General features: G+C 70.6%; 22 protein-coding genes, 1 tRNA gene and 1 pseudogene. 18 read left to right on the forward strand and 6 right to left on the reverse strand.

The features are described 5' to 3' along the window. Positions 1 to 150: 150 nt before the first annotated feature. The 7 genes from FLV34_RS07655 to FLV34_RS07685 all read left to right on the forward strand — a co-directional run bounded on the left by FLV34_RS07655 (position 151) and on the right by FLV34_RS07685 (position 3,780). Positions 151 to 224: transfer RNA gene (locus FLV34_RS07655), tRNA-Met, on the forward strand. 79 nt (positions 225 to 303) lie between these two features. Beyond that, positions 304 to 468 (forward strand): 50S ribosomal protein L33, encoded by a 165-nt coding sequence (rpmG, locus tag FLV34_RS07660; RefSeq protein ID WP_030510782.1) that lies wholly within the window; start codon positions 304 to 306, stop codon positions 466 to 468. Between the two features lie 148 nt (positions 469 to 616). After that, complete coding sequence (locus FLV34_RS07665; RefSeq protein WP_142651308.1) at positions 617 to 1,066, forward strand: MaoC family dehydratase N-terminal domain-containing protein; 450 nt, start codon at positions 617 to 619, stop codon at positions 1,064 to 1,066. Between the two features lie 2 nt (positions 1,067 to 1,068). Further along, positions 1,069 to 1,497, forward strand: a complete 429-nt coding sequence (locus FLV34_RS07670) for a MaoC family dehydratase (protein ID WP_142651307.1) — start codon at positions 1,069 to 1,071, stop codon at positions 1,495 to 1,497. 57 nt (positions 1,498 to 1,554) lie between these two features. Further along, on the forward strand, positions 1,555 to 1,908 hold the full coding sequence (locus tag FLV34_RS07675) for a hypothetical protein (protein ID WP_142651306.1): 354 nt from the start codon (positions 1,555 to 1,557) through the stop codon (positions 1,906 to 1,908). 40 nt (positions 1,909 to 1,948) lie between these two features. Continuing rightward, positions 1,949 to 2,998 carry a UDP-N-acetylmuramate dehydrogenase gene (locus tag FLV34_RS07680; RefSeq protein WP_147942710.1) on the forward strand — a complete coding sequence of 350 codons (1,050 nt, stop codon included), beginning with the start codon at positions 1,949 to 1,951 and terminating at the stop codon, positions 2,996 to 2,998. Between the two features lie 212 nt (positions 2,999 to 3,210). Continuing rightward, positions 3,211 to 3,780 carry a TMEM165/GDT1 family protein gene (locus FLV34_RS07685; protein WP_142651304.1) on the forward strand — a complete coding sequence of 190 codons (570 nt, stop codon included), beginning with the start codon at positions 3,211 to 3,213 and terminating at the stop codon, positions 3,778 to 3,780. 41 nt (positions 3,781 to 3,821) lie between these two features. Here FLV34_RS07685 and FLV34_RS43215 read toward each other — a convergent pair whose 3' ends face one another. Further along, a complete protein-coding gene (locus FLV34_RS43215) occupies positions 3,822 to 6,686 on the reverse strand; it encodes an AAA family ATPase (protein WP_315985142.1) in 2,865 nt (954 codons plus the stop codon). Between the two features lie 181 nt (positions 6,687 to 6,867). Then, a complete protein-coding gene (locus tag FLV34_RS40270; RefSeq protein WP_168066475.1) occupies positions 6,868 to 7,035 on the reverse strand; it encodes a hypothetical protein in 168 nt (55 codons plus the stop codon). 207 nt (positions 7,036 to 7,242) lie between these two features. On the opposite strand from FLV34_RS40270, the gene deoC reads away from it, so the two are divergent. The 4 genes from deoC to FLV34_RS07710 are packed head-to-tail and all read left to right on the forward strand — an operon-like array spanning position 7,243 to position 10,721. Next, on the forward strand, positions 7,243 to 8,181 hold the full coding sequence (gene deoC / locus FLV34_RS07695; protein ID WP_142651302.1) for a deoxyribose-phosphate aldolase: 939 nt from the start codon (positions 7,243 to 7,245) through the stop codon (positions 8,179 to 8,181). Positions 8,182 to 8,196: 15 nt separating this feature from the next. Next, entirely contained in the window at positions 8,197 to 9,624 is a 1,428-nt protein-coding gene (locus tag FLV34_RS07700) for an aldehyde dehydrogenase family protein (protein ID WP_142651301.1), read from the forward strand. Then, a complete protein-coding gene (locus FLV34_RS07705; RefSeq protein WP_147942712.1) occupies positions 9,614 to 9,853 on the forward strand; it encodes a hypothetical protein in 240 nt (79 codons plus the stop codon). The genes FLV34_RS07700 and FLV34_RS07705 overlap by 11 nt, the downstream gene beginning before the upstream one ends. Then, positions 9,846 to 10,721, forward strand: coding sequence for an aldehyde dehydrogenase (locus FLV34_RS07710; RefSeq protein ID WP_142651300.1), 876 nt, complete (start codon positions 9,846 to 9,848; stop codon positions 10,719 to 10,721). Before FLV34_RS07705 ends, FLV34_RS07710 begins: the two co-directional genes overlap by 8 nt. 122 nt (positions 10,722 to 10,843) lie before the next feature. Here the strand turns inward: FLV34_RS07710 and rho are convergent. Then, positions 10,844 to 11,923 (reverse strand): annotated as a pseudogene (gene rho / locus FLV34_RS07715) (transcription termination factor Rho); the annotation flags it as partial. Between the two features lie 332 nt (positions 11,924 to 12,255). Beyond that, entirely contained in the window at positions 12,256 to 12,834 is a 579-nt protein-coding gene (locus FLV34_RS07720; RefSeq protein WP_142651298.1) for an LURP-one-related/scramblase family protein, read from the reverse strand. A gap of 204 nt (positions 12,835 to 13,038) precedes the next feature. Between FLV34_RS07720 and FLV34_RS07725 the strand changes: the two genes are divergently transcribed. From FLV34_RS07725 to lipB, 6 genes are all read left to right on the forward strand, one after another. Beyond that, a complete protein-coding gene (locus FLV34_RS07725) occupies positions 13,039 to 14,091 on the forward strand; it encodes an ABC transporter substrate-binding protein (RefSeq protein ID WP_147942714.1) in 1,053 nt (350 codons plus the stop codon). A gap of 31 nt (positions 14,092 to 14,122) precedes the next feature. Then, positions 14,123 to 15,172, forward strand: a complete 1,050-nt coding sequence (locus tag FLV34_RS07730; RefSeq protein WP_147942715.1) for an iron ABC transporter permease — start codon at positions 14,123 to 14,125, stop codon at positions 15,170 to 15,172. Further along, positions 15,169 to 16,215, forward strand: a complete 1,047-nt coding sequence (locus FLV34_RS07735; RefSeq protein WP_147942716.1) for an iron chelate uptake ABC transporter family permease subunit — start codon at positions 15,169 to 15,171, stop codon at positions 16,213 to 16,215. Before FLV34_RS07730 ends, FLV34_RS07735 begins: the two co-directional genes overlap by 4 nt. A 10-nt stretch (positions 16,216 to 16,225) precedes the next feature. After that, positions 16,226 to 17,035: an ABC transporter ATP-binding protein gene (locus FLV34_RS07740; protein WP_142651294.1), complete on the forward strand. Its 810-nt coding sequence runs from the start codon at positions 16,226 to 16,228 to the stop codon at positions 17,033 to 17,035. A gap of 103 nt (positions 17,036 to 17,138) precedes the next feature. Then, complete coding sequence (locus tag FLV34_RS07745) at positions 17,139 to 17,348, forward strand: PspC domain-containing protein (RefSeq protein WP_142651293.1); 210 nt, start codon at positions 17,139 to 17,141, stop codon at positions 17,346 to 17,348. Positions 17,349 to 17,400: 52 nt separating this feature from the next. Next, positions 17,401 to 18,039 (forward strand): lipoyl(octanoyl) transferase LipB, encoded by a 639-nt coding sequence (gene lipB / locus FLV34_RS07750; RefSeq protein ID WP_142651292.1) that lies wholly within the window; start codon positions 17,401 to 17,403, stop codon positions 18,037 to 18,039. Between the two features lie 4 nt (positions 18,040 to 18,043). Here the strand turns inward: lipB and FLV34_RS07755 are convergent, their stop codons facing one another. Together FLV34_RS07755 and FLV34_RS07760 are read right to left on the reverse strand one after the other, a co-directional pair. Next, complete coding sequence (locus tag FLV34_RS07755) at positions 18,044 to 19,591, reverse strand: amino acid permease (RefSeq protein ID WP_142651291.1); 1,548 nt, start codon at positions 19,589 to 19,591, stop codon at positions 18,044 to 18,046. 12 nt (positions 19,592 to 19,603) lie between these two features. Beyond that, positions 19,604 to 20,524: a choline/ethanolamine kinase family protein gene (locus FLV34_RS07760; protein ID WP_142651290.1), complete on the reverse strand. Its 921-nt coding sequence runs from the start codon at positions 20,522 to 20,524 to the stop codon at positions 19,604 to 19,606. A 72-nt stretch (positions 20,525 to 20,596) separates the two neighbouring features. Here FLV34_RS07760 and FLV34_RS07765 point away from each other — a divergent pair, with 72 nt between their 5' ends. Next, a complete protein-coding gene (locus tag FLV34_RS07765; protein WP_147942717.1) occupies positions 20,597 to 23,125 on the forward strand; it encodes an FAD-dependent oxidoreductase in 2,529 nt (842 codons plus the stop codon). The last annotated feature ends 387 nt before the right edge of the window (positions 23,126 to 23,512 follow it).

Consider the following 23,512-nt stretch of genomic DNA (forward strand, 5'->3'; position numbering starts at 1 on the left):
TTTCTGACTGAGCGCTGCGGGGTGGGGCTTTCGGCTTGGTGGGGATGCCTCATCCCCGCCGAAGCACCGATCTCGATCATGGCTGATCCCGATGCGCGAATAGCCGTACAGGTCGGGTATCCTTGCGTGGCCGGATCCATTTCCGGCCTAGGCGGAGTAGCTCAGTCAGGCAGAGCAAGCGGCTCATAATCGCTGTGTCGCCGGTTCAAGTCCGGCCTCCGCTACTACCCTGCCGGGCCACCTGAACAAGGGGGCCCCGGTGCGGGTTGTCCAGTAGTCCCGAACGCAGAAAGGCACTCCCACGTGGCTGCCGCAGACGTTAGGCCGAAGATCACGCTGGCCTGCCAGGAGTGCAAGCACCGCAACTACATCACGCGGAAGAACCGGCGCAACGACCCGGATCGGCTTGAGCTGAAGAAGTACTGCCCCAACTGCAAGACGCACCGGGCGCACCGCGAGACCCGCTAGGTCACGGCACGGACCGCACGCACTTCCGACGCCGGCGTTCCCTGACTGGGGCGCCGGTTTGTCGTGTCCGGGGCGGTGCGGGCCGGTGCCCGCCGGCGTAGGTCTGTTACGGTACGGCCTACCCAGCCCATCCGAAGGAGCCGGCCCGATGCCTTTGAACCGCGATTTCGTCGGGCGGACGTACGAGTCGTCCGCGCCCTACGAGGTCAGCCGCGTGAAGATCAGCGAGTTCGCCACCGCGATCGGCGACTCCAACCCGATCTACCACGACCGGCAGGCCGCGGTGGCGGCCGGGCACCCGGACGTCGTCGCGCCGCCCACGTTCCCCATCGTGTTCAGCCTTCTCGGGACCGGTGACGCGCTCGGCGACCCCGGCCTCGGGCTCAACTTCGCGATGGTCGTGCACGGTGAGCAGAGGTTCGAGTATGAGCGCCCCATCCACGCGGGCGACGAGCTGGTGTGCAAATCGACCATCGCGGAGATCCGCAGCGTCGGCCGCAACGAGTTCCTGACGCTGCGCAGCGACGTCTCGACCACCTCGGGTGAGCTGGTCTGCCGGACGTACAACGTCATCGTGGAGCGCGGAGGGGCGGCCTGATCATGGCGGCGACGGTCAAGTACGACGAGGTGGAGGCCGGCCAGGAGATCCCGGCCGTCGAATACCAGGTCCGCCGGGTGGACCTGGTGAGGTACGCCGGCGCCTCGGGCGACTTCAACCCCATCCACTGGAACGAGCGCTACGCGAAGGCGGTCGGCCTGCCCGACGTCATCGCGCACGGCATGTACACGATGGCGCAGGGCGGCCGGTTCGTGACCGACTGGGCGGGCGACCCCGGCGCGGTCGTGGAGTATGGCGTCCGGTTCTCCTCCATGGTCGTGGTGCCCGACGACGACAACGGCGCGACGATCAGGATCAGCGGGGTCGTCGAGGAGAAGCGCGAGGACAAGCGGGTCGTCGTGGCGCTGACCGCGAAGTCCGGCGACTCCCGGGTGCTGTCCAAGGCCCGCGCGGTGGTCCAGCTCTCCTGAGCTCCCTCGCCTGGCCGGGTCCGGTTGACCGTCGCGATGCCGGGTAGCGGTCGGATCGTGAGCGAGCGAGACAACGAAGCGAAGAACGAGCCGGTCACGACCCAGCGGGAGCACGGCGACGTCGCCGGGGCCGCCGCGGAGACCCAGGACCCGGGCAAGGCGGGCGACGCCCACGGCGGTGCCCTGCCCCGCCCGCGAGCGCGCAACGCCAAGGAGGCCGCCGCGGCCGCGGGCCCGGAGGAGATCTCCGAGGCCAAGCGGGACATCGCGCCCGGCGGGACGATCGAGACCGCGCTGACCCCCTCGGGAGAGCCGTCGGTGGTCGCCTCCCAGCTCCTGTGGGACGGCAGCTCGGCCACGTCCAGGGTCGACGAGGTGATCGCCGAGGCGGAACGCGAGGATCGCGGGTAGATATCCTGTTCGTCGGGATGTTCCGGGTGCGAGGAGACCGATGGCTGACCGGCTGGCAGGGGTGCCGCTCGCCCCGTACACCACGTTGCGGACGGGCGGACCGGCCCGGGCGTTCACGCAGGCGCGGACGCAGGACGAGCTGATCGCGACCGTGGCCGAGGCCGACCGCGCGGGCGAGCCGGTGCTGGTGCTCGGCGGCGGCAGCAATCTCGTGGTGTGCGACGACGGGTTCGACGGGCTCGTGGTGCGCGTCGCCACGCTGGGCGTGGAGGCGACATCCCAGGACGGGCGCGTGCTGGTCACCGTGCAGGCGGGGGAGGACTGGGACGCCCTGGTCGCCCGCTGCGTGGCCGAGGGCTGGTCGGGGGTCGAGTGCCTGTCGGGCGTTCCCGGGCTGGTGGGCTCCACCCCGATCCAGAACGTCGGCGCGTACGGGCAGGACGTCTCGCAGACCGTCGCCGCCGTCCGCGTGTACGACCGGAGGGCCGGCGAGGTGCGGGACCTCACGGCCGCCGAGTGCGGCTTCGCCTACCGGCACAGCGCGTTCAAGCACGACCCCGGCCGCCACGTCGTGCTGGCCGTCACCTACGCCCTGGAGCGCTCGCCGCTGTCGGGGCCCGTGGCGTACAAGGAGCTGGCCGCGCGGCTCGGCGTGGAGATCGGCGCACGGGTGCCGCTGGCCGAGGCGCGGGAGGCCGTGCTGGAGCTGCGCCGTGGCAAGGGCATGGTGCTCGACCCCGGCGACCCGGACACGCGCAGCGCCGGATCGTTCTTCACCAATCCCGTGCTCGGCCCGGAGGAGGCGGCGGCCCTGGAGCTGCGGGCCCCCGGCCACCCGCGCTGGGACATGCCCGACGGCACGGTCAAGGTGCCGGCGGCGTGGCTGATCGAGAACGCCGGGTTCCCCAAGGGCTACGAGAAGGGCCGGGTGCGCATCTCGACCAAGCACACGCTGGCCCTCACCAATCCCACCGGAGAGGCGGGCGCGGCCGAGCTGCTGGCGCTCGCCCGCGAGGTGCGCGAGGGCGTGCACGAGAAGTTCGGGGTGTGGCTCGTCAACGAGCCCGTGCTGGTGGGAGTGCGTCTCTAGCTCGGTTAAACTGGGACGACCCGAAGGGGAGTAGTCCACAATCCACTGATCGACACACTGGCGGTTCGCCCGCCCGGTCGTGGAGCCCTCGTGGCGGACGAGACCTTCGGCCCGACAGTCATGATCACATGCTGCCGGGCCGAAGTCGTGCCCGAACTCCCCGGGTGTCGTACGGCGGCCCGGTCGCAACTCCCCTGTAGGAAGGCGACCCCGTGCAAGCCCTCTGGATCTCTCTCGTCGTCATCTTCGTGGCCGAGCTGGGCGACAAGAGCCAGCTCATGGCCCTGACCTTCGCGACCCGGTTCAAGACGGGGCCGGTGCTGGCCGGCATCACCGCGGCGACCGCGCTCGTCCACCTCGTCAGCGTCGGGCTCGGCAGGATCGTCGGCGACGCCCTCCCCACCACCGCCATCTCGATCATCGCGGGCCTGGCGTTCCTCGCCTTCGCGGCGTGGACGCTGCGCGGCGACGAGCTCACCGAGGAGGAGAAGGGCAAGGCGGCCAAGACCACCCGCAACGCCTTCATCGCCGTCGCCGTGGCGTTCTTCCTCAGCGAGCTGGGCGACAAGACCATGCTCGCCACCATCACGCTGGCCACCCAGCACGGCTGGTTCGGCACGTGGGTCGGCTCGACCGTGGGCATGGTCGCCGCCGACGCGCTGGCCATCCTGGTCGGCCGGTTCCTCGGCACCCGCCTGCCGGACAAGTGGATCAAGTATGGCGCCGCCGCGGCGTTCGCCGTCTTCGGCGTGCTGCTGCTGGCCGAGCCCCTGTTCGCCTGACTCTCGTCCGCCTGATCGAGCCCCGCCTGATCGAGCCCCGCCTAATCGAGCAGGGACAGGCGGTGGGCCGCGGCGGCGGCCTCGCCCCGGCTCGACACCCCCAGCTTGGGCAGGATGTTCGACACGTGCACGCTGACGGTCTTGGCCGAGATGAACAGCTCGGCCGCGATGTCCCGGTTGCTGCGCCCGGCCGCCACCAGGCGCAGCACCTCCAGCTCGCGCGGGGTCAGGTCGGCCTGCCGTACGGGCTCGGACGGGGTGGGGTCGGAGAGCGGGGTGCCGACGCGGCGGGCCAGCGTCTCGATCTGGGTGACCATCGGGGTGGCGCGCAACGCGACCGCGAGCGGGCAGGCCTCGCGCAGCCGCGCGATGGCACCCTCACGGTCGCCGCTCGCGGCGGCGGCCGCGGCGCCGTGCAGCAGCGCCTTGGCCCGGACGTACGGACGGCCCAGCCGCCGCCACGCCTCGGCCGCGGCGTCGAACTCGCCCCGGTAGACCAGTCCGAACGCCTCGTTCACCGGACCGTCGCCCAGGTTGACGGCCAGCCGGTCGCCCAGCTCCCGCACCGGGGCCACCCGGTCGGGGGCGACCGGCGCCGCCGCGTCGCAGACGTATCGGACCAGGGCGAGCAGCCGTCCGGCAAGCATGGCCTTGCGGGCCAGCGGCGGGGTGTCGAGAGCCTTCTCCAGCACGTCGAGTGCCTTCAGGGGCTCGCCGCGCAGCAGGTGCCACGCGAGACGCAGGCGGACGTTGTTCGTCCACTCCTGGGTCTGCTCGTCCCGATGCGGGGAGAAGACGCCGACCTCGGTGAGGATGTCCTCCGCCAGGTCCTCCTCGCCGCGCGCGATCGCGATGTCCGCGCGGACCCGCAGCATGTGCCACCGGTTGCGCAGGGTCGGCCCCATCGTCAGGGACCGCTCGATGATCTCGACGGCCTCGTCCCACCGGCCGAGCGACTCCAGCGCCTCCGCCCGGTTGTTGGCGATGAACGTGCCCTGGTGGCGGAACCTGCCGTATCGCCGGGCGAGCTTCTCGCCCTCCAGCGCGAGCGCCACGGCCTCTTCCGAACGGCCGAGGTTGTCGAGGGCGTCGACGTTGTTGGCCAGGGCGCGCAGGATGATGCGGGGCGAGTTCAGGCGCCTGCCCATCGCCAGCGCCTGCTCGTTGAGCGCGATCGTGGTCTCGAGGTCGCCGTTGATGGAGTGGCCGAGCGCCATGTTGATCAGGAGGTCGGCCTCCTGCACCTCGTCGCCCATGTCGCGGGCGATGCGCAGCGCCTCCTCGGTGAGCGCGGTGCCCTCGGCGACCCCGTCGGCGCACATCAGGGTCTGGCCCAGCCGGGTCAGCACCAGCGCGCGTACGTCGCCCGGCTGCGGCACCAGCCGCTCGGCGCGCCACAGATACTCCAGGATGCCCGGCTTGCCCTTGTGCGCCTTGACGTTGGCCATGCGGACCATCAGCTCGGCCACCCGCTCGGGTGAGGTCTCCTCGTCGAGCTCGGCCAGGGCGCCGCGCACGTACTTCTGGCTCTGCTCCATCTCGCCGCTGAGGAACGCCGCCTCGGAGGCCCGTTCCAGCACCGTGCAGTGGTCGTGGCCGATGCGCTCGGCGGCGTCGGGCACCTTGTCCCACAGCGTCAGCACGCGTTCGAGGAGCTGGATCTGCTCGGTGTAGGCGAACGACTTGGCCGCCTTCTCGGACGCCTCCCAGGCGGAGATCAGCGCCCACAGATCGTCACGGGCGGAGTACCAGTGGTGGGCGATCTCGATGGCCGCCCGGCCCGGGGGCACCAGACCGCGGTCGCGGTCGATCTCCTCGGCGTACCTCGCGTGCATCCGCGCGTGCTCGCCGGGCAGCAGCTCGTCGTGGACCGCCTCGCGGATCAGGGCGTGCCGGAACGCGTACGCCCCGCCGTCGGCCACCTGCAGCACGTTGGCCGCGATGGCGGGCCGCAGCGCGTTCTCCAGATCGACGTCGGACAGGCCGCTGACCGCCGCGAGCAGGGCGTGACCGACGCGGATGCCCCCGGCGGCGGCGATCCTGAGCACCCGCTGGGTCTCCTCGGGCAGCCGCTCCACCGAGCCGATGATCAGGTCGTGCAGCGAGTCGGGGAACGAGCAGTCCTCGCCGCAGTCGAGCAGCGCCTCCACGAACAGCGGGATGCCGCCGCTGCGGTCGAAGACCCGGTCGACCTTGGCGAACTCGGGGGTCACTCCGAGGATCCCGGCCATCTGCTCGGCGACCTCGTCCTGGGTGAAACGGGGCAGGTCCACCCGGACCACGCCATCGACCCGTCCCAGCTCGGCCAGCACCGGCCGCAGGGGATGGGTGCGGTGCAGCTCGTCCGAGCGGTACGTCATGACCATCAGGACGGGAGCCGTCTTGAGGTTGCGGCTGAGGAAGGCGATGAGGTCGCGGCTGGAACGGTCGGCCCAGTGGATGTCCTCGATGACGAGCACCACCGGCCGCCGCTCGGAGAGGCGTTCGAGCAGCGCCAGGATCAGCTCGAACAGCCGCGCGCGGGCCGACTCGGTCTCCCCGTCGCCGCTCGGCTCGCCGAACTCGGGCAGCAGCCTGGCCAGGTCGCGGGCGGCGCCGTCGGGCAGCAGGGCGGCGACCTCGGCCGCGCCGCACTCCCGGACGAGCTGCCGCAGCGCGGCGGTGAAGGGGGCGTAGGCCAGGCCCTCCGCGGACAGCTCCACGCAGCCCCCGACGAGCACGTGGGCGCCGTCCTGCGCTGCCTGCTCCGCGACCCGGCCGGCGAGGCGGGTCTTCCCCCCGCCCGCCTCGCCGCCGATGAGCACCGCCGCGGTGGCCTGCTTGCGCGCCTGGTCGTAGGCCTCGCCCAGGGTCTCCAGCTCCGCGCCCCGCCCGACGAAGACGGGGCTCACCGCCCGGCGTGTCATGTGCTCCAGCATGTCATGACCCTTTGCGTGGCTTCGCCTGGTTTTTCGGTCAGACCTCTGTGCCCCCATGAGCCTCACGGTGTGCTCCACGGTGTGGTTCACGGTGTCGTTCACGGTGTGGTTCACGGCGGCTGAAAGGCCCGGCCGGGAGGGAGGGTCCGGCCGGGCCTTCGTACGCGTCTCATGAGGTGCGGAGCTTGCCGAAGGCCGCACGCAGCCGGCGGTTGCCGGAGCGCTGCTGGGCCTTCAGGCCCGACTGCGCCTCGCGCGCGCGGCGGTGGGCGGCGGCCTCCTCCTGAAGCTCGGTCGCCCGGTTGATCATTACCTGGTAGTGCAGTTCCGGACCCATCAGAGTGTCTCCTTGTTTCGGGTCTCTTCTCGTACTCCTCAAGGTTCGGTCTAAGGCGTGGTGCGGCACATCGGGCGGATGCCCTATCTCTGGCAGGGGCTTACGGCATAGGACTTCTAAGGCGGGTAAGGAGATGCCTTAGGGACGCCCGGGTCTCCGGGTTTGGAATCATTCCGCGTGGTCGGGGATGCTGGTCTCGTGCCAACTATGACTACTCCGCTCGCGGAGGTCGCCTCCTCACCCTCGACGCTGCGTGCGTTCCTGCACGGCCTTCCCGGGGTCGACAGGGTCGGGGCGGACGCCCGGGCCGCGATGCTGGGCACGCGATCCATCAAGACGACCGCCAAGAAACAGGCCATCGACATGGCCATCGGGATGGTCGACCTCACCACCCTGGAAGGCGCGGACACCCCCGGCAAGGTCAGGGCGATGTGCGCCAAGGCGGTGCGGCCCGATCCCACCGACTCCTCCGTGCCGCCGGTCGCCGCCGTCTGCGTGTACCCCGACCTGGTCGCGACCGCCGTCGAGGCCCTCTCCGGATCCGGCGTGAAGGTGGCGTCCGTCGCCACGTCGTTCCCCAGCGGCCGGTCCTCCCTTGAGGTCAAGGTCGCCGACACGTCCCTCGCCGTGGCCGCCGGAGCCGCCGAGATCGACATGGTCATCGACCGCGGCGCGTTCCTCGCCGGCGACTACCTCAAGGTGTACGAGGAGATCGTCGCCATCAAGGAAGCCTGCGGCGACAGCCATCTGAAGGTGATCCTGGAGACCGGCGAGCTCGCGACGTACGACAACGTGCGACGAGCCTCCTGGCTCGCGATGATCGCCGGGGCCGACTTCATCAAGACCTCGACCGGCAAGGTGTCGCCGGCCGCGACGCTGCCGGTGACGCTCGTCATGCTGGAGGCCGTGCGCGACTTCCTGGCCGCGACCGGCCGCAAGGTGGGCGTGAAGCCCGCGGGCGGCATCCGCACCACCAAGGACGCGATCAAATACCTGGTGCTGGTCAACGAGACCGCCGGGCCCGACTGGCTGCACGCCGACTGGTTCCGCCTCGGCGCCTCCTCGCTGCTGAACGACCTGCTCATGCAGCGGCAGAAGATGGCCACCGGCCGGTACGCCGGTCCCGACTACTTCACGCTGGACTGAGGGCTGGACTGAGGCATGTTCGAATACGCACCCGCACCAGAGTCGCGGGACATCGTCGACATCCGGCCGTCGTACGGCCTGTTCATCAACGGCGAGTGGGTCGAGCCGCAGGGCGAGGAGCGCCACAAGACCGTCAACCCGGCCACCGAGGAGGTGCTCGCGGAGGTCGCGTGGGCGGGGGAGGCCGACGTCGACCGCGCGGTCCAGGCCGCGGCCAAGGCGTTCCCCGTCTGGTCGGCCATGCCGGGCGCGGAGCGGGCCAAGTACCTGTTCCGGATCGCCCGGATCATCCAGGAGCGTGCGCGTGAGCTCGCGGTCCTGGAGACGCTCGACAACGGCAAGCCGATCAGGGAGTCCCGCGACGTGGACCTCCCGCTGGTCGCCGCCCACTTCTTCTACTACGCCGGCTGGGCCGACAAGCTGGCGTACGCCGGGTTCGGCGAGAACCCCCGGCCGCTGGGCGTGGCCGGGCAGGTCATCCCGTGGAACTTCCCGCTGCTCATGCTGGCCTGGAAGATCGCTCCCGCGCTGGCCTGCGGCAACACGGTCGTGCTCAAGCCGGCCGAGACCACGCCGCTGACCGCGCTCGCGTTCGCCGACATCTGCCGCCAGGCCGACCTGCCGCCGGGCGTCGTGAACATCGTCACCGGCGCGGGCCAGACGGGCGCCGCGCTCGTGAACCACCCCGACGTGGACAAGGTCGCCTTCACCGGCTCCACCGAGGTCGGCCGCCTCATCGCGAGGAGCCTCGCGGGCACCCGCAAGAAGCTCACGCTGGAGCTCGGCGGCAAGGCCGCCAACATCGTGTTCGAGGACGCGCCGCTCGACCAGGCCGTCGAGGGCATCGTCAACGGCATCTTCTTCAACCAGGGCCACGTCTGCTGCGCGGGATCGCGGCTGCTGGTGCAGGAGTCGGTCGCCGACGACCTGCTGGAGGCGCTCAAGCGGCGTCTCGGCACGCTGCGGCTCGGCGACCCGCTGGACAAGAACACCGACATCGGCGCGATCAACTCGGCCGAGCAGCTCGCCAAGATCCGCGAGCTGTCGGCGGCCGGGGAGGCCGAGGGCGCCGAGCGGTGGTCGCCCGCCTGCCCGATCCCCGACCGCGGCTACTGGTTCCCGCCCACCGTCTTCACCGGCGTGGCCCAGTCGCACCGGATCGCCCGTGAGGAGATCTTCGGCCCGGTGCTGTCGGTGCTGACCTTCCGCACCCCCGCCGAGGCGGTGGAGAAGGCCAACAACACGCCGTACGGGCTGTCGGCGGGCGTGTGGACCGAGAAGGGCTCGCGCATGCTGTGGATGGCGTCCCGGCTGCGGGCCGGCGTCGTCTGGTCCAACACGTTCAACCGGTTCGACCCGACCTCGCCGTTCGGCGGCTACAAGGAGTCGGGCTACGGCCGCGAGGGCGGACGCCACGGTCTGGAGGCCTACCTTGCCGTATGACCGGTGTCATCACCCCTCCGGCCGTCCGTCGTGCAGGTGCGCCGACGGGCAGCGCCGCCGCCTGGCCCGCCGGGCGCGCGCGGGCGCCGGTGACGGCTTCTCCCGGGGCAGCCGCTCCCGCCGCTTCGCCGTACGGCACGGCTGGTTCGCCCACCGGGGCGGCGTGTGCCGCTGTGGCCAGACCTACCAGCCGGCCCGTCCTCTGGAGATTGGAACCTTCGATGAGTGAGCGCACCGGACGCCTGAGCGTGCGCAAGACGTACAAGCTGTTCATCGGCGGCGCGTTCCCGCGTTCGGAGAGCGGAAGGTCGTATGTCGTGACCTCCTCCAAGGGCGACTTCCTCGCCAACGCGGCCAGGGCCTCCCGCAAGGACGCCAGGGACGCGGTCGGGGCGGCGCGCAAGGCGTTCCCCGGCTGGTCGGGTGCCACGGCGTACAACAGGGGCCAGATCCTCTACCGCATCGCCGAGATGCTGGAAGGCCGCCGCGCGCAGTTCGTCGCGGAGATCACCGCGATGGGCGGCGTGGGGGCCAAGCAGGCCGGCGAGATGGTGGACGCGTCGGTCGACAGGCTGGTCTGGTACGCGGGCTGGTCCGACAAGATCGGCGCGGTCCTAGGGTCGGCCAACCCGGTGGCCGGGCCCTACTTCAACCTGTCGAGCCCCGAGCCGACCGGCGTGGTCGCGGTGGTGGCTCCGCAGGAGGGGCCGCTGCTCGGGCTGATCAGCGTGATCGCCCCGGTGATCGTGACCGGCAACACCTGTGTGGTGATCGCCTCCGAGCGTGCGCCGCTGCCGGCGATCACGCTGGCCGAGGTGCTGGCGACCTCCGACCTGCCGGGCGGGGTGGTGAACATCCTCACCGGCTCGGCCGCCGAGATCGCCCCCTGGCTGGCGGGCCACATGGACGTCAACGGCATCGACCTGACCGGCGCCGATCCCGAGCTGGCCGTCACGTGTGAGGAGCTGGCCGCGGAGAACCTCAAGCGGGTGCTCCGGCCGCCGGTGGATCGCGTGGACTGGCTCGCCGACCCCGGCATCGAGCGGATGACGGCGTTCCTGGAGACCAAGACCGTCTGGCATCCGATCGGCATCTGAACCCGTTCCCTCCCGGCCCGCGCGGGCCGGGAGGGCCGGTCACACGGCGCCGGCCAGGCAGGGGCTTGGTGCCGGTGCTCACATTCCGTGCTCACATTCCGTGCTCACATTCCGGGCTCACATCATGCGCGGCGCAGGGCGAGAAGCAATTCGGCGTTGGACCCGGTGTTCTTCATCGAGGTGAGGAACGACTCGATGGACTCCTGCTCGTGCAGCGCCCGGCGGAGCCTGCGCGTCAGGGGAAGCTCGGCGGGGTCGAACAGGAGCTCCTCGCGGCGGGTGCCGGAGGCGACGACGTCGACGGCGGGGAAGATCCGGCGGTCGGCCAGGCTCCGGCTGAGCTTCAGCTCCATGTTGCCGGTGCTCTTGAACTCCTCGAAGAGGTTGTCGTCCATCTTCGAGCCGGTCTCGACCAGCGCGGTGGCGAGGATCGTGAGCGAGCCGCCGCCCTCGATGTTGCGGGCGGCGCCGAGCACCTTCTTGGGCTGGTGCAGGGCCCCGGCGTCCATGCCGCCCGTGAGCACGCGCCCGCCGCTCGGCGCGGCCATGTTGTACGCCCGGCCGAGGCGGGTGATCGAGTCGATGAGCACGACGACGTCACGGCCCGCCTCCACGAGCCGCTTGGCCCGCTCGACGGCGAGCTCGGCCGCGGTGATGTGGTCCTGCGGTGGGCGGTCGAAGGTCGAGGCGATCACCTCGGCCCGCACCGACGCGCGCATGTCGGTGACCTCCTCTGGCCGCTCGTCCACCAGGACGACCATGAGGTGGCATTCGCGGTGGTTGGTGGTGATCGCGTTCGCGACGGCCTTGAGGAGCATGGTCTTGCCGGCCTTCGGCGGGGCGACGATCAGGCCGCGCTGGCCCTTGCCGATCGGCGCGAACAGGTCGATGACCCGCGTGGTCAGGATGTTGCGCGTCGTCTCCAGGCGCAGGCGCTCGTCGGGATAGATCGGCACGAGGTCGGCGAAGTGCGGCCGCGCGGTCTCCACGGGCTCGCCGTTCACGATCGCGACGGAGGTGAGCAGGCCGTTCTGGGCGACGCCGCGGACGTGGTCGCCGCGGCGCAGGTCGAGCGCGTCCACGAGCGCGGCCGGGACGGTCACGTCCTTCGGGCCGGGCAGGTAGCCGTTCGTGCGGATCACCGTGTTCCTGCCCGCCTGGTCGAGCAGACCGGTGACCTCGACGGCCGGGGCGTCCTTCGTACGGGCCTGTCCGGTGCGGGAAGTGCTGCGCTGCTTGGGAACGCTGAGAGTGGTGGTGGTCATGGGACTCCTTGTGCCGGAGCTGTCTGGGGCAAAGCGTGGGTGGGTGTGGGAGTGCGCGTTCGTCCGCAGGCAGCGGGATTCGCGCGAGATTCGTGAAGAGGCCGGAGCTGGAGGACCGGCCTGCTGTGCTGGGCGCGTATGGGCTCAGAGACGGAGCCAGAACCATACGGCTTGTCGCTGACTATAACAGGCGCACGTGTCGCGGCAATTCCCCGTGATCTAGCGGGCCCTACCGGCCTCTATCATCCTCTATCGGGCTCTATCGGCCTTCATCGGGCTTGGAGGGCGTCGAGCGCGACGGCCATGGCGATGACCAGGCGGCGGTCGAGGCGCGGATCGCGGATCTCGATGGCGTAGCGGTCGCGCAGGCCCCACCTGCGGTCGACCGAGAACGCGATCGAGGCGCCGATGCTGAAGTCGAAGTGGTAGGGCAGCCACTGCAGCGAGTCGGAGAACCGGCGTAACAGGGCGACCGCCAGTTGCCGCTCCTGCCCGGTCAGCGTCGGCAGCCCCGGCTGCTGGAGATGCCAGGTCGAGCGGAGCAGCGACCGGCCGAAATCCTTGCGGAACGTGCCGATGGGGTGGCCCGTGTCGTCCACCACGTCGTACTCGCCCGCGAGGTCGAGGACCTTGCGCGCCTTGAACCCGGCCAGCTCCGTCTGACGGGACTCGTCCGTGTAGAGCGTCACCTGCTCCTTCAGGGCCATCCGCTTCTGCTCGGCGAAGGCCACGACCTCGCCCTCCGAACCGTCGGGGTTCGCCGCATGGACGACATATCTGTTCACCATCATGGTGATCTTCTGGCGCAGGTACAGGCGGGTCTGCCCCTGCAAGGTGGCGATATCCATGCTTAGACTCCAGAGACGGTCGTTTGTCTCCCTATATGCCCTCTTCCCGAAGAAGATCACCAGCGGGAGGTGGTCGAATCGACGTCCTGGTGCGCCGGGCGGCTGTCGGTGACCATAACCACACTTTTCGGGCTTGTCGCCTCAAGGGGATCTACCTATAAGGTAAGGCTTACCTAAATTCAGCCCTCGGCAGGGAGCCCCCGTATGTCTCTCCGGCACCGCGGTATCGGTCTCGGTATCGGCGCCGTCGCAGTCGCCCTCTCACTGGTCGCCTGCGGCGCCTCCTCCGGCAGCGGCGCAGCGAGCGGCGGGGGCACGAGCACGTCCGCCGCCGACGCCGCCAAGGCCGTCGCCAAGGGCGGCTCCGACTTCGGCACCGCCGCGGAGAAGACCGCCGAGATGGGCACCACCGCCAAGCCGGGCGAGTGGCCGCGCACCATCACCCACGCCATGGGCACGACCGAGATCAAGGCCCAGCCCAAGCGAGTCGTCGTCCTGGATGTCGGAGAGCTCGACAACGTCGTCTCCCTGGGCGTCAAGCCGGTCGGCTTCGCGCCCAGCGAGGGCTCGCCCGACCTGCCGTCCTACCTGAAGCAGGACGCCGGCGACCCGAAGAACGTCGGCACGATCAACAACCTCAACCTGGAGGCGATCGCCGGGCTGCACCCGGACCTCATCCTCGGCAGCCGGCTGCGCGCCGCCGAGCAGTACGACGAGCTGTCGAAGATCGCCCCGACCGTGTTCTCCATCCGTCCCGGGTTCACCTGGAAGGAGAACTACCTCCTCAACGCCGCCGCCCTCGACAAGACCGAGGAGGCCAAGGCGAAACTCGCCGAGTATGACGCCAAGGTGAAGGCACTCGGCGCGAAACTGGGCGACCACAAGCCCGTCGTCTCGATGGTGCGCTTCATGCCCAACGGCGTGATCCGGCTCTACGCCAACGCCTCCTTCATCGGCACCATCCTCAAGGACGCCGGCATCCCGCGCCCCGCCAACCAGAACATCCCCGACCTCGCCGCCGAGGTGAGCGCGGAGAACATCGACCAGGCCGACGCGGACGTCATCTTCACCGGCGTGTACGGCGACCCGAAGGCCACGAACAAGGCGGCGGTCCAGAGCAACCCGCTGTGGAAGGACCTCAAGGCGGTCAAGGCGGGGCACGCCTACGAGGTCCCGGACGAGACCTGGTATCTCGGTCTCGGCGTCACCGCCGCCATGCAGGTCGTCGGGGACCTGGAGCGGTACCTCGTCAAGTAGGCACGTGGTCCCGCTCCGAGAAAGCGAACGAATGTCCCGTGCCACTCGCCGCCGCGCCCGACGTCGTGCCACCTCACACCGTGTCGGCCCGACCGCCGGGGGCGCGATCCTGCTGGCCCTCGCCGCGCTGCTGGTCCTCGCCGTGCTGCTCAGCCTCGCGGTGGGCAGCCGCCAGATCGCGCCGAGCGTGGTGATCGACGCCCTGACGCACGGCGGCGGCAGCGGCGACGCCCAGGTCGTACGGTCGCTGCGGGTGCCCCGCACCCTCATCGGGGTGATGGCCGGCGTCGCCCTCGCCGTGGCCGGCACGGTCATGCAGGGCATCACCCGCAACCCCATCGCCGAGCCCGGCATCCTGGGCGTCAGCCAGGGCGCCTCGGTGGGCGTGGTGTGCGCGATCGCGTTCCTCGGAGTGCACTCGCTGACCGGCTATGTGTGGTTCGCCTTCGCGGGCGCGGGGATCGCGGCGGTCGCCGTCTACGTCATCGCCAGCGGCGGGCGCGGCGGCGCCACCCCGGTCAAGCTCGCCCTGGCCGGCACCGCGATGAACGCCCTGCTCGCCTCCCTGGTCTCCGGCATCACCACGACCGACGCCCAGGCCCTCGACGAGTTCCGGTTCTGGCACGTCGGCTCGCTCAGCGGCCGGAGCGCCGAGGTCGCCGGTCAGACCTGGCCGTTCCTCCTCGCGGGGCTGCTGCTGGTCCTCGCGATGGCCCGGGGGCTCGACGCGCTCGCCCTCGGCGAGGACGTCGCCAAGGGGCTCGGCCACAACGTCCCCCTGCTGCGGATCCTCGGAGGTCTCGGCGCCACCGTCCTGACCGGCGTCGCGGTCGCCGCCGCCGGCCCGATCGCCTTCACCGGCCTGGCCGTTCCGCACATCGCGCGGGCCATCGTGGGCACCGACCACCGCTGGGTGCTGCCCGCGGCGGCCCTGCTCGGTCCCGTGATGCTCCTGGTCGCCGACGTCATCGGCCGCATCGTCTTCCCGCCCTCGGAGGTGCCGGTGGCGGTCATGACCGCGCTGCTCGGCGTGCCGTTCCTGATCGCCCTCGTACGCAGGAAAGCGGTGGTGGCGGCATGACGCGCCCCGTGGGCTTCGCCGTCCTGCGGGTGGGGCGGGGGAGCTTCCTGCTGCATCGCAGGGCGGCCCTCGTCGCCGTCCTGCTCGGCGCGGCGCTCGCGCTGGCCGCCGTGGCCTACCTGTGCGTCGGCGAGTCGTTCGTCAGCCCCGCGGAGGTCCTCCGGGTGCTGTGGGGGCAGCCGAGCCCGGACGCGTTCGTGGTCGGCACGCTGCGGATGCCCCGCCTCGCGGTCGGCCTGCTCGCCGGCGCCGCCTTCGGCCTCGCCGGGTCCTTCGTCCAGACCGTGGCCCGCAACCCGCTCGCCAGCCCGGACGTGATCGGCGTGACCCAGGGCGCGGGCGCGGCGACCGTCGCCGCGATGACCTTCGGCGTCGCGGCGTACGACACCCTGCCGTACATCTCGATCGTCGGGGGCCTGGCCGCCGCCGCGCTGGTCTACGTCTTCGCCTGGCGCAGGGGCCTGCACGCCTCGCGCTTCGTGCTCATCGGCATCGGCATCTCGGTGGCCCTCGGCTCCCTGACGCAGTTGTTCCTCACCAAGGGCGACTTCCTGGTGGCCCAGCAGGCCAAGGTCTGGCTCACCGGGTCGCTCAACGGCCGCGGCTACGATCACGCCGCGCCGCTCGCCTCGATCCTGCTCGTGCTGACGCCGGCGCTGCTCTGGGCGGCCCGGGCCCAGCGCTCGGTGTCGTTCGACGACGACACCGCGACCGCTCTCGGCGTACGGCTCGGCCGGGTCCGCCTGGGCCTGATCGTCCTCGGCGTCGTCCTGGCGTCGGTGGCGACGGCCGCGGCGGGACCGGTCGACTTCGTCGCGCTGCTCGCCCCGCAGATCGCCCGCCGCCTGTCGCGCACCGCGCAGATCCCCCTGCTCGGCTCCGCGCTGACCGGCGCCCTGATCGTGACCATCGCGGATCTGCTGGCCCGCAAGCTGTTCTCCCCGATCGAGCTGCCGGTCGGCGTGTTCACCGCGGTGGTGGGCGCTCCCTATCTGATGTGGCTGATCGTCCGCACCCGCAGCCGTTCCGGAGGCACGACATGATAGGCACCGCATGACCGGCGACAGCATGACCGGCAACCGCCTGAGGGCCGAGGGGCTCGTGCTCACGTACGAGGACCGTACGGTCGTCGACGGCCTCGACCTGGAGATCCCGGACGGGCAGGTCACCGTCATCATCGGGCCCAACGCGTGCGGCAAGTCCACCCTCCTGCGCGCGCTGGGCCGGCTGCTCAAGCCGCGGCGCGGCTCGGTGCTGCTGGACGGCACCGAGCTGGCCCGCATCCCCACCAAACGCGTCGCCCGGGAGATCGGGCTGCTGCCGCAGACCCCCGTGCCGCCGGAGGGGATCACGGTCTCCGAACTCGTCACCCGCGGGCGGCAGCCCCACCACAAGTGGTGGCAGCAGTGGACGGAGGCGGACGAGAAGGCCGTCACCGAGGCGATGGACCGCACCGAGACCGGCGATCTCGCGGAGCGGCCGGTCGACGAGCTGTCCGGCGGCCAGCGGCAGCGGGCCTGGATCGCGATGGCCCTCGCCCAGGACACCGACCTCCTGCTGCTCGACGAGCCGACGACCTATCTCGACATCGCCCACCAGGTGGAGGTGCTCGACCTGGTGCGGCAGCTCAACCGGGAGCGTGGCCGGACCGTGGTCGTCGTCCTGCACGACCTCAACCAGGCCGCCCGATACGCCGACCACATCGTCGCCATGAAGGCGGGACGGATCGTCGCCCAGGGCGCGCCCGGCGACGTCATCACCGCCGACCTGGTCCAGGAGGTCTTCGGGCTCGCCTCCGTCGTCGTGCCGGATCCGGTCACGGGCGGCCCGCTGGTCGTGCCGGGCGCGCCCTGGCAGCACTGAATCTCTGTCGTCTCAGGGTCGGGATCGGGGTTTTCTCAGGGTTTCTCGTGGAACGGGTGCTTCTACGCCGTCCGTTGGACCGGATGACGAAAGGAGCCGATCGATGTACCGATCGAGACAGCACAGGATCATCGCCGGCGTCTGCGGGGGGATCGCGGACCGGTACGGCATGTCGCCGACGGTCGTGCGGGCGCTGTTCCTGCTGTCCTGCCTGCTGCCGGGCCCGCAGTTCGTGGCCTACCTCATCATGTGGGTGCTGTTCCCCAAGGCTCCCGCCTCCACGGACTACCACTACTCGTACGGGCACAGGTAGGAAGCACGGGGCCATCCGGCCGCGTTTATGCTCACATCGAAAGAGGTGAGCGATGATGCGGCAACGGCCCCTGACCCTGGTCCAGGACGAGCTGGTCGATTACGAGAAGGCCATGGAGCGCATGGACGCGCTGGTGGCGGAGCGGCAGGACGACGCGCGGCCCGACACACTGTGGCTGCTCAGCCATCCGCCGGTCTTCACGATCGGCAAGCGGACGCTGGAGACGCATCTGCCCGACCCGTCGGCCGGCATCCCCGTGGTGCCGACCGGCCGCGGCGGCCAGCTCACCTATCACGGGCCCGGGCAGCTCGTCGGCTATCTCATCGTGAAGCTGCGGACCGGTGAAGGTGTGGTCGACTACATCCGCGAGGTCGAGCTGCGGCTGGTCGAGGCGCTGGCGAAGCTCGGCGTCCCGGCCGAGCGGCGCGACACCCCGCCCGGATCGGAGCTGCTCACGGGCGTCTGGACCCGGGACACCGGCCGGAAGATCGTCTCGATCGGCATGCGGTCGAGCCGGTCGGTCACCAGCCACGGCTTCGCGCTCAACGTGGACGGCGACCTCACGCCGTGGGATCTCGCGGTCCCGTGCGGCATGCCCGACGTGGAGATGACCTCGATCGCCCGCGAGCTCGGACGGGCCTCCATGGAGGAGACCCGCCGAGTCGTCGCGGCGGCGTTCGAGGCCTCCTGAGGGGTTACCCGACCGTTTCGCGGTCGCCCGCGTCGTCGACCGTACGGCGGGGCCCGGCGAACCAGTGCTTGGCCGACAGGTGCCACCACAGGGCGATGCCGATGAGCACGGCCCCCACGGCGATGGGGGCGTAGTTCACCGACGTCCAGGTGAAGTCCTTGTTGCCCGGGACGCCCGACGGGGCGATCGGCAGCACGAAGTAGATCGAGATGATCGCGATCTCGATCACCGCGATCCAGGACAACGCCTTGTATTTGGGGCCGAGGGTCCATGGTCCGGGCTGGAAGGAGTCGCCCGCGCGCAGGCGCAGCCAGATCGGGATGAGGAACGCGAGGTAGAGCCCGATTACCGCGATGGACACCACGGCGAGGAACGCCACCGGGGTCGTCGTGCCTTCCGGCGCGTAGAGCGCGGGCAGCGTGATCAGCAGCGCGACCCCGCACCCGCCGATGATGGCGTTGACCGGTGTGCGGTTGCGGTCGACCTTCGACCACAGCCGCCAGCCCGGCACCGCGCCGTCCCGGGAGAACGCGTACGTCATCCGCGACATCGAGGTCACGCAGCTCATGCCGCAGAAGAACTGCCCGATGGTGGAGATGCCGAAGATGACGGTGGCGAGCGTGGACGACAGCGACGAGGTGAAGATGGCCCCGACGAAGCCGCCCTCGGCGTTGACGGCGTCCACGTTCGTGGCCGCGAACAGGAACGACAGCAGCAGGATCCAGCCGCCGATCGCCGAGTAGAAAATCGACTGCCACAGGCCCTTGGCCGCCGTGCGGGCCGCGCCGTGGGTCTCCTCCGACACGTGGGCGCAGGCGTCGAAGCCGGTGATCGTGTACTGCGTGAGCAGGAAGCCCAGCGGTAGCACGTACAGCCAGAACGTCGGGCCGCCGTCGCCGTTGCCGAAGCCGGAGTTGTTGAACGTCTCGAACAGGAAGCCCACGTCCTGGTGCTTCGACGGGCCGAAGATCAGGATCAGCACGACCGCCGCCGCGCCGAACACGTGCCACCACACCGAGACGTTCTGCAGCACGGAGATCAGGCGGTGGCTGAAAATGTTGATCAACGCGTGGAGCACCAGGACGATCGCGAACAACAGGAAGGTCTGGTGCAGCGCGTTGCCGTTCGCCCACGAGTCGCTGAACCGGCCGATCGTGATGTTCAGGAACGTCGCGCAGCCGTAGTCGACCGACGCGGTCACCGCGATCAGGCCGATCAGGTTGAGCCAGCCGGTGAACCAGCCGTGGACGGGCCCGCCCAGCTTGGCCGCCCACCAGTAGATGCCGCCCGCCGTGGGGTACGCGGAGACCAGCTCCGCCATGCAGAACCCGATGATGAGGATGAACGCCGAGATCAGCGGCCAGCCGATGGAGATCGCCAGAGGCCCGCCGTTGTTCCACGCCTGGCTGAAGGTGGTGAAACATCCCGCCAGGATCGAGATGATCGAGAAGGAGATCGCGAAGTTGGAGAACCCGCTCCAGGTGCGGGCCAGTTCCTGCTTGTAACCGAGTTCCGCTAGTCGTTTGGCGTCGTCGTCGAGGGCTTGCGCCACTGAGGCCTCCTCTTAACTACTGGTGCGGAGTTCTCGGACGCCGTCGAGCAGGCGTCCGAAGCTGGGATCCCCGAGGTCGCGTACGGCTTGTGCGAACTTGTCGGCGGCCTCGGCGGAGTAGTCGAACCCGGGCAGGGCCGTGTTGTGGACCAGTCCCTCGTGGATGACGAACCAGAGCGTCCAGGTGAGGTTGGACATGATGAGGTTCAGCCGCACCCGGGGGACATGCTCGTCGTCGCCGAAATAGGCCCGCGTGAGCCGTACGACCTGGTCGGGGTCGAAATCGGATTCGGCGGCGATGTCCCCGAGCTCGAAACAGGGGTCGTTGTTGCCGGAGAGCTGGTAGTCGACGATCCGGACGCCGTCGCCGGTGGCGATCAGGTTCTCGGCCAGCAGATCGTTATGGCAGGGGACCGCGGGGAGCGGGCGCCGGGCCAGCGCCGCCTCGATGTCGGCCACGACCGGCAGCGCGTCCTCATACCCGGCGGGAAGGGCCAGGCCGTGGGCCCGGCAGCGCGTCACGAACTCCCGGAGCTTGTCGAAGATCGAGAAGTCGTTGCCGAAGCGCGGGCCGGCGTGCAGCCGGCGGCAGGCGACCGCCACCTCCTCGATCCGCGCGGCCACGGCCGGGGCGTCGAGGGTGACCCCATCGATCCACTCCAGGAGGAGGACGCCCGGCAGCACGTGGACGACCCGGGGGCCGACCCCGGACGCCGCGGCGGCGACCGTGTTGGCGATCTCCTGGTCGAGCGGGATGCCGAGGCCGGTCTCGGAGATGCGCGGGTCGAGCACCCGTAGCAGCCAGCGGTCGCCGTCCTCGCTGTCGACCCTGGCGATGTGGTGGCTGAGCCCGCCCTTGATCGTCGTGAAGGTCAGTGGCCGCCCGGCCCAGGCCGTGACGAGATCCATTGCGTCTGCGACGGGATCTGGCATGCCCGGCTCCTTTTGGTCTACCTTCAGACCATTGATCAGATTTTCTGGGCCGGGTGTTACAGGACGGTACCGATGTCGCAACTTCCAGTAGACGCCCGCGCCGTCGTCATCGGCGGCGGAGTGGCCGGATGCAGCGTCGCCTATCACCTCGCCAGGCTCGGCTGGACCGACGTGATCCTGGTCGAGCGGCACGACCTCACCGAGGGCACGACCTGGCACTCCGCCGGCTTCGTCGGCCAGCTCAGGTCCACCGTCACGCAGACCAGAATGATCATGTATTCGGCCGGTCTCTACCCCGAGCTGCGCGAGCTGACCGGGCTCGACCCCGGCTGGCACGGCGTGGGCGGCCTGCGCCTGGCCACCACCCCCGAGCGCATGGAGGAACTGCTGCGCCAGGCCGGGGCCGCCGAGACGTACGGGCTCGACCTGGAGCTGCTCGACCCCCGGGGCACGCTCGACCGGCTGCCACTGCTGGAGGTGGGCGACGTCCTCGGATCGCTGTGGCTGCCCGGCGACGGCTGGCTCGACCCGGCCCGGCTCGGTCACGCCCTGGCCGAGGGCGCCCGCAGGCTCGGCGTACGGATCTTCACCGGCGTCGAGGTCACCGGCGTCGACGTCCACGACGGCCGCGTCGTTGCCGTACGCCTTCGCGGTGAGGGTGGTGAGCACGTCGTGCGCACCGAGACCGTCGTGAACGCGGCGGGGGCGGCGGCCGGAGTGATCGGCCGGATGGCCGGGGCCGACATCCCGATCGTGCCGATCAAGCACCAATACGTCGTGACCCCGCCGTCCGGCGTCCCGGCGGACACGCCGACCGTCCGCGACCCGGACAACATCGTGTATTTCCGCGAGGAGGCCGGCGGCATCCTCGTCGGCGGCTACATCAGGAGCCCGCAGATCTGGGACGCCGCCCGGCCCCTGTCCGAGCCGCGCACCCTCTTCGCGCCCGACATGCCGAAGTTCCGCGAGTCGTGGGAATCGGCGGTCCGGCGGGTGCCTTCACTGAAGGCGGTCGGGGACGGCGACGACCCGGCGGCGTTCCGCAAGGTCGTCCACGGGCCGGAGGCGTTCACGCCCGACGGGGAGTTCCTGATGGGGGAGACCGAGGTCGCCGGGCTATGGGTGGCGGCCGGTTTCTGCGTCCACGGCCTGGCCGCCGCCGGAGGTGTCGGCAAGGTCATGGCCGAGTGGATCGTCGAGGGCGCTCCCGAATATGACGTCTTCGGCATGGACGTGCGTCGTTTCGGCTCCTACACCCGTTCGGCCCGCTGGGCCCGCGCCAGGGCCCTGGACTCCTACAGCAAGTACTACGACATCGTCTATCCCGGCGAGGAACGCACCGCCGCCCGGCCGCTGCGCCGTTCGCCCGCCTGGGTGCGGCATGAGGCGCTGGGCGCGTCCTTCGGCGAGAAGGCCGGCTGGGAGCGGGTCAACTGGTATCCGTCCGACGCTGCTTCCGATTCGGGCGCTTCCGATTCGGGCGCTTTGGATTCGGGCGCTTTGGATTCGGGCGCTACGGGTGGGGGCGGGGCGCGGCCGAGGGGCTGGGCGGGCCGGGTCTGGTCTCCGGCGATCCGTGAGGAGTGCCTGGCGACGCGGGACGCCGCCGGGCTGTTCGACCAGTCGTCCTTCGCCAAGCTGGAAATATCCGGATCCGTCGCCGACCTGGAGCGGCTCGCGGGCAACACCCTGGACCGCGTGGACGGCTCGGTCGTCTACACCCAACTGCTCAACGCACGCGGCGGCATCGAGGCGGACGTGACCGTGACCCGGCTCTCGAAGGACCGGTTCCGCCTCGTCACCGGCACCGCGTTCGGGCCTCACGACGCCGCCCTGCTGCGCCGTCACGGGCTCGCGGTCACCGACGTCACCTCCGCCTACGCCTGCTACTGCCTATGGGGGCCCCGGGCGTACGACATCCTGGCGTCGCTCACGGACGACGATCTGACCTTCGGCTACCTGCGGGCCGCCGAGATCAGCGTGGGGCACGTCCCCGTGCTCGCCCAGCGGGTCACTTTCGTGGGCGAGTTCGGCTGGGAGCTCTACTGCCCGTCCGAATACGGGCTGACGTTGTGGGACTCCCTCATGGACGCGGGCCGCCCGCACGGCATGCGGCCCGCGGGCTACCGCGCGCTCGACTCACTGCGTCTTGAGAAGGGCTATCGGGTCTGGGGTCTCGACATCACACCCGAGACCACCCCTCTGGAGGCCGGGCTCGCCTTCGCCGTCCGCCCGGAGCGCCGGGCCGCCCTGCCACGCCCCCGTACGGCGTTGCGCTGCCTCGTGCTCGACGACGATCGTGACGTCTGCCTGGGCGGCGAGCCCGTCCGGCTGGACGGCCGTCCCGTCTCCCGCGTCACCAGCGGCGGTTTCGGCCACCGAGTCGGCCGCTCGATCGCGTACGCCTACCTTCCCCTGGAAGTGGAGCCCGGCAGCGTGGAACTCGGCAGCGTGGAGCCCGGCGGCGTGCAGCCTGGCGGCGTGGAGAGTGGCGGGCGTGTGGAGATCGGTGTCAACGGCCGCGGCGTGGGCGCCACCGTCGTCCGAGAGCCCCTCTATGACCCGGACGGCCTCCGTATCAAGGCCGAGCCCTGGCACTAAGCGGACGGAACGGACCTCGGGCCGGGGCCCATGGCGCTGGTTATGCGCGGGACAGACCGTGGCCGGGTATGGAAGGGGCAGACCGGGGGTTGGTCATGCGCAGGACAGACACGTGGCCCCGGTTAAGCGGACAAAGCTTGGCCCCGGTCACTGCGCCAGAAGGAACCTCCGGTCCTCGCGAAGCCCGCTCCGCTGGGCCTTCGCTGCGGTCCTCGCTCCCTTCCGCTCCGCTCCCTCGATCCCGCCGGAGCGCTGGGCGGTCATTCTCGTAGTCGTCGGGCTCGTCCGAGGCGGTGGTAGGTGAAGGCCCAGCGGTCTTCGCCTACGTTGCGGCGGGTGTAGCGGTCGGGGTGCTGGTAGCGGTCGCGGTTGTGGAACTGGCAGGCC

It is taken from the genome of Microbispora sp. CSR-4 (genome assembly GCF_008033685.1).
GTDB lineage: Bacteria > Actinomycetota > Actinomycetes > Streptosporangiales > Streptosporangiaceae > Microbispora.

Coding starts and splice junctions, on each gene's coding strand:
- FLV34_RS07665 (WP_142651308.1), top strand. CDS start 617: ATGCCTTTGAACCGCGATTTCGTCGGGCGGACGTACGAGTCGTCCGCG.
- FLV34_RS07670 (WP_142651307.1), top strand. CDS start 1,069: ATGGCGGCGACGGTCAAGTACGACGAGGTGGAGGCCGGCCAGGAGATC.
- FLV34_RS07680 (WP_147942710.1), top strand. CDS start 1,949: ATGGCTGACCGGCTGGCAGGGGTGCCGCTCGCCCCGTACACCACGTTG.
- FLV34_RS43215 (WP_315985142.1), bottom strand. CDS start 6,686: ATGACACGCCGGGCGGTGAGCCCCGTCTTCGTCGGGCGGGGCGCGGAG.
- FLV34_RS40270 (WP_168066475.1), bottom strand. CDS start 7,035: ATGGGTCCGGAACTGCACTACCAGGTAATGATCAACCGGGCGACCGAG.
- deoC (WP_142651302.1), top strand. CDS start 7,243: ATGACTACTCCGCTCGCGGAGGTCGCCTCCTCACCCTCGACGCTGCGT.
- FLV34_RS07700 (WP_142651301.1), top strand. CDS start 8,197: ATGTTCGAATACGCACCCGCACCAGAGTCGCGGGACATCGTCGACATC.
- FLV34_RS07710 (WP_142651300.1), top strand. CDS start 9,846: ATGAGTGAGCGCACCGGACGCCTGAGCGTGCGCAAGACGTACAAGCTG.
- FLV34_RS07720 (WP_142651298.1), bottom strand. CDS start 12,834: ATGGATATCGCCACCTTGCAGGGGCAGACCCGCCTGTACCTGCGCCAG.
- FLV34_RS07725 (WP_147942714.1), top strand. CDS start 13,039: ATGTCTCTCCGGCACCGCGGTATCGGTCTCGGTATCGGCGCCGTCGCA.
- FLV34_RS07730 (WP_147942715.1), top strand. CDS start 14,123: ATGTCCCGTGCCACTCGCCGCCGCGCCCGACGTCGTGCCACCTCACAC.
- FLV34_RS07735 (WP_147942716.1), top strand. CDS start 15,169: ATGACGCGCCCCGTGGGCTTCGCCGTCCTGCGGGTGGGGCGGGGGAGC.
- FLV34_RS07740 (WP_142651294.1), top strand. CDS start 16,226: ATGACCGGCGACAGCATGACCGGCAACCGCCTGAGGGCCGAGGGGCTC.
- FLV34_RS07745 (WP_142651293.1), top strand. CDS start 17,139: ATGTACCGATCGAGACAGCACAGGATCATCGCCGGCGTCTGCGGGGGG.
- lipB (WP_142651292.1), top strand. CDS start 17,401: ATGATGCGGCAACGGCCCCTGACCCTGGTCCAGGACGAGCTGGTCGAT.
- FLV34_RS07760 (WP_142651290.1), bottom strand. CDS start 20,524: ATGCCAGATCCCGTCGCAGACGCAATGGATCTCGTCACGGCCTGGGCC.
- FLV34_RS07765 (WP_147942717.1), top strand. CDS start 20,597: ATGTCGCAACTTCCAGTAGACGCCCGCGCCGTCGTCATCGGCGGCGGA.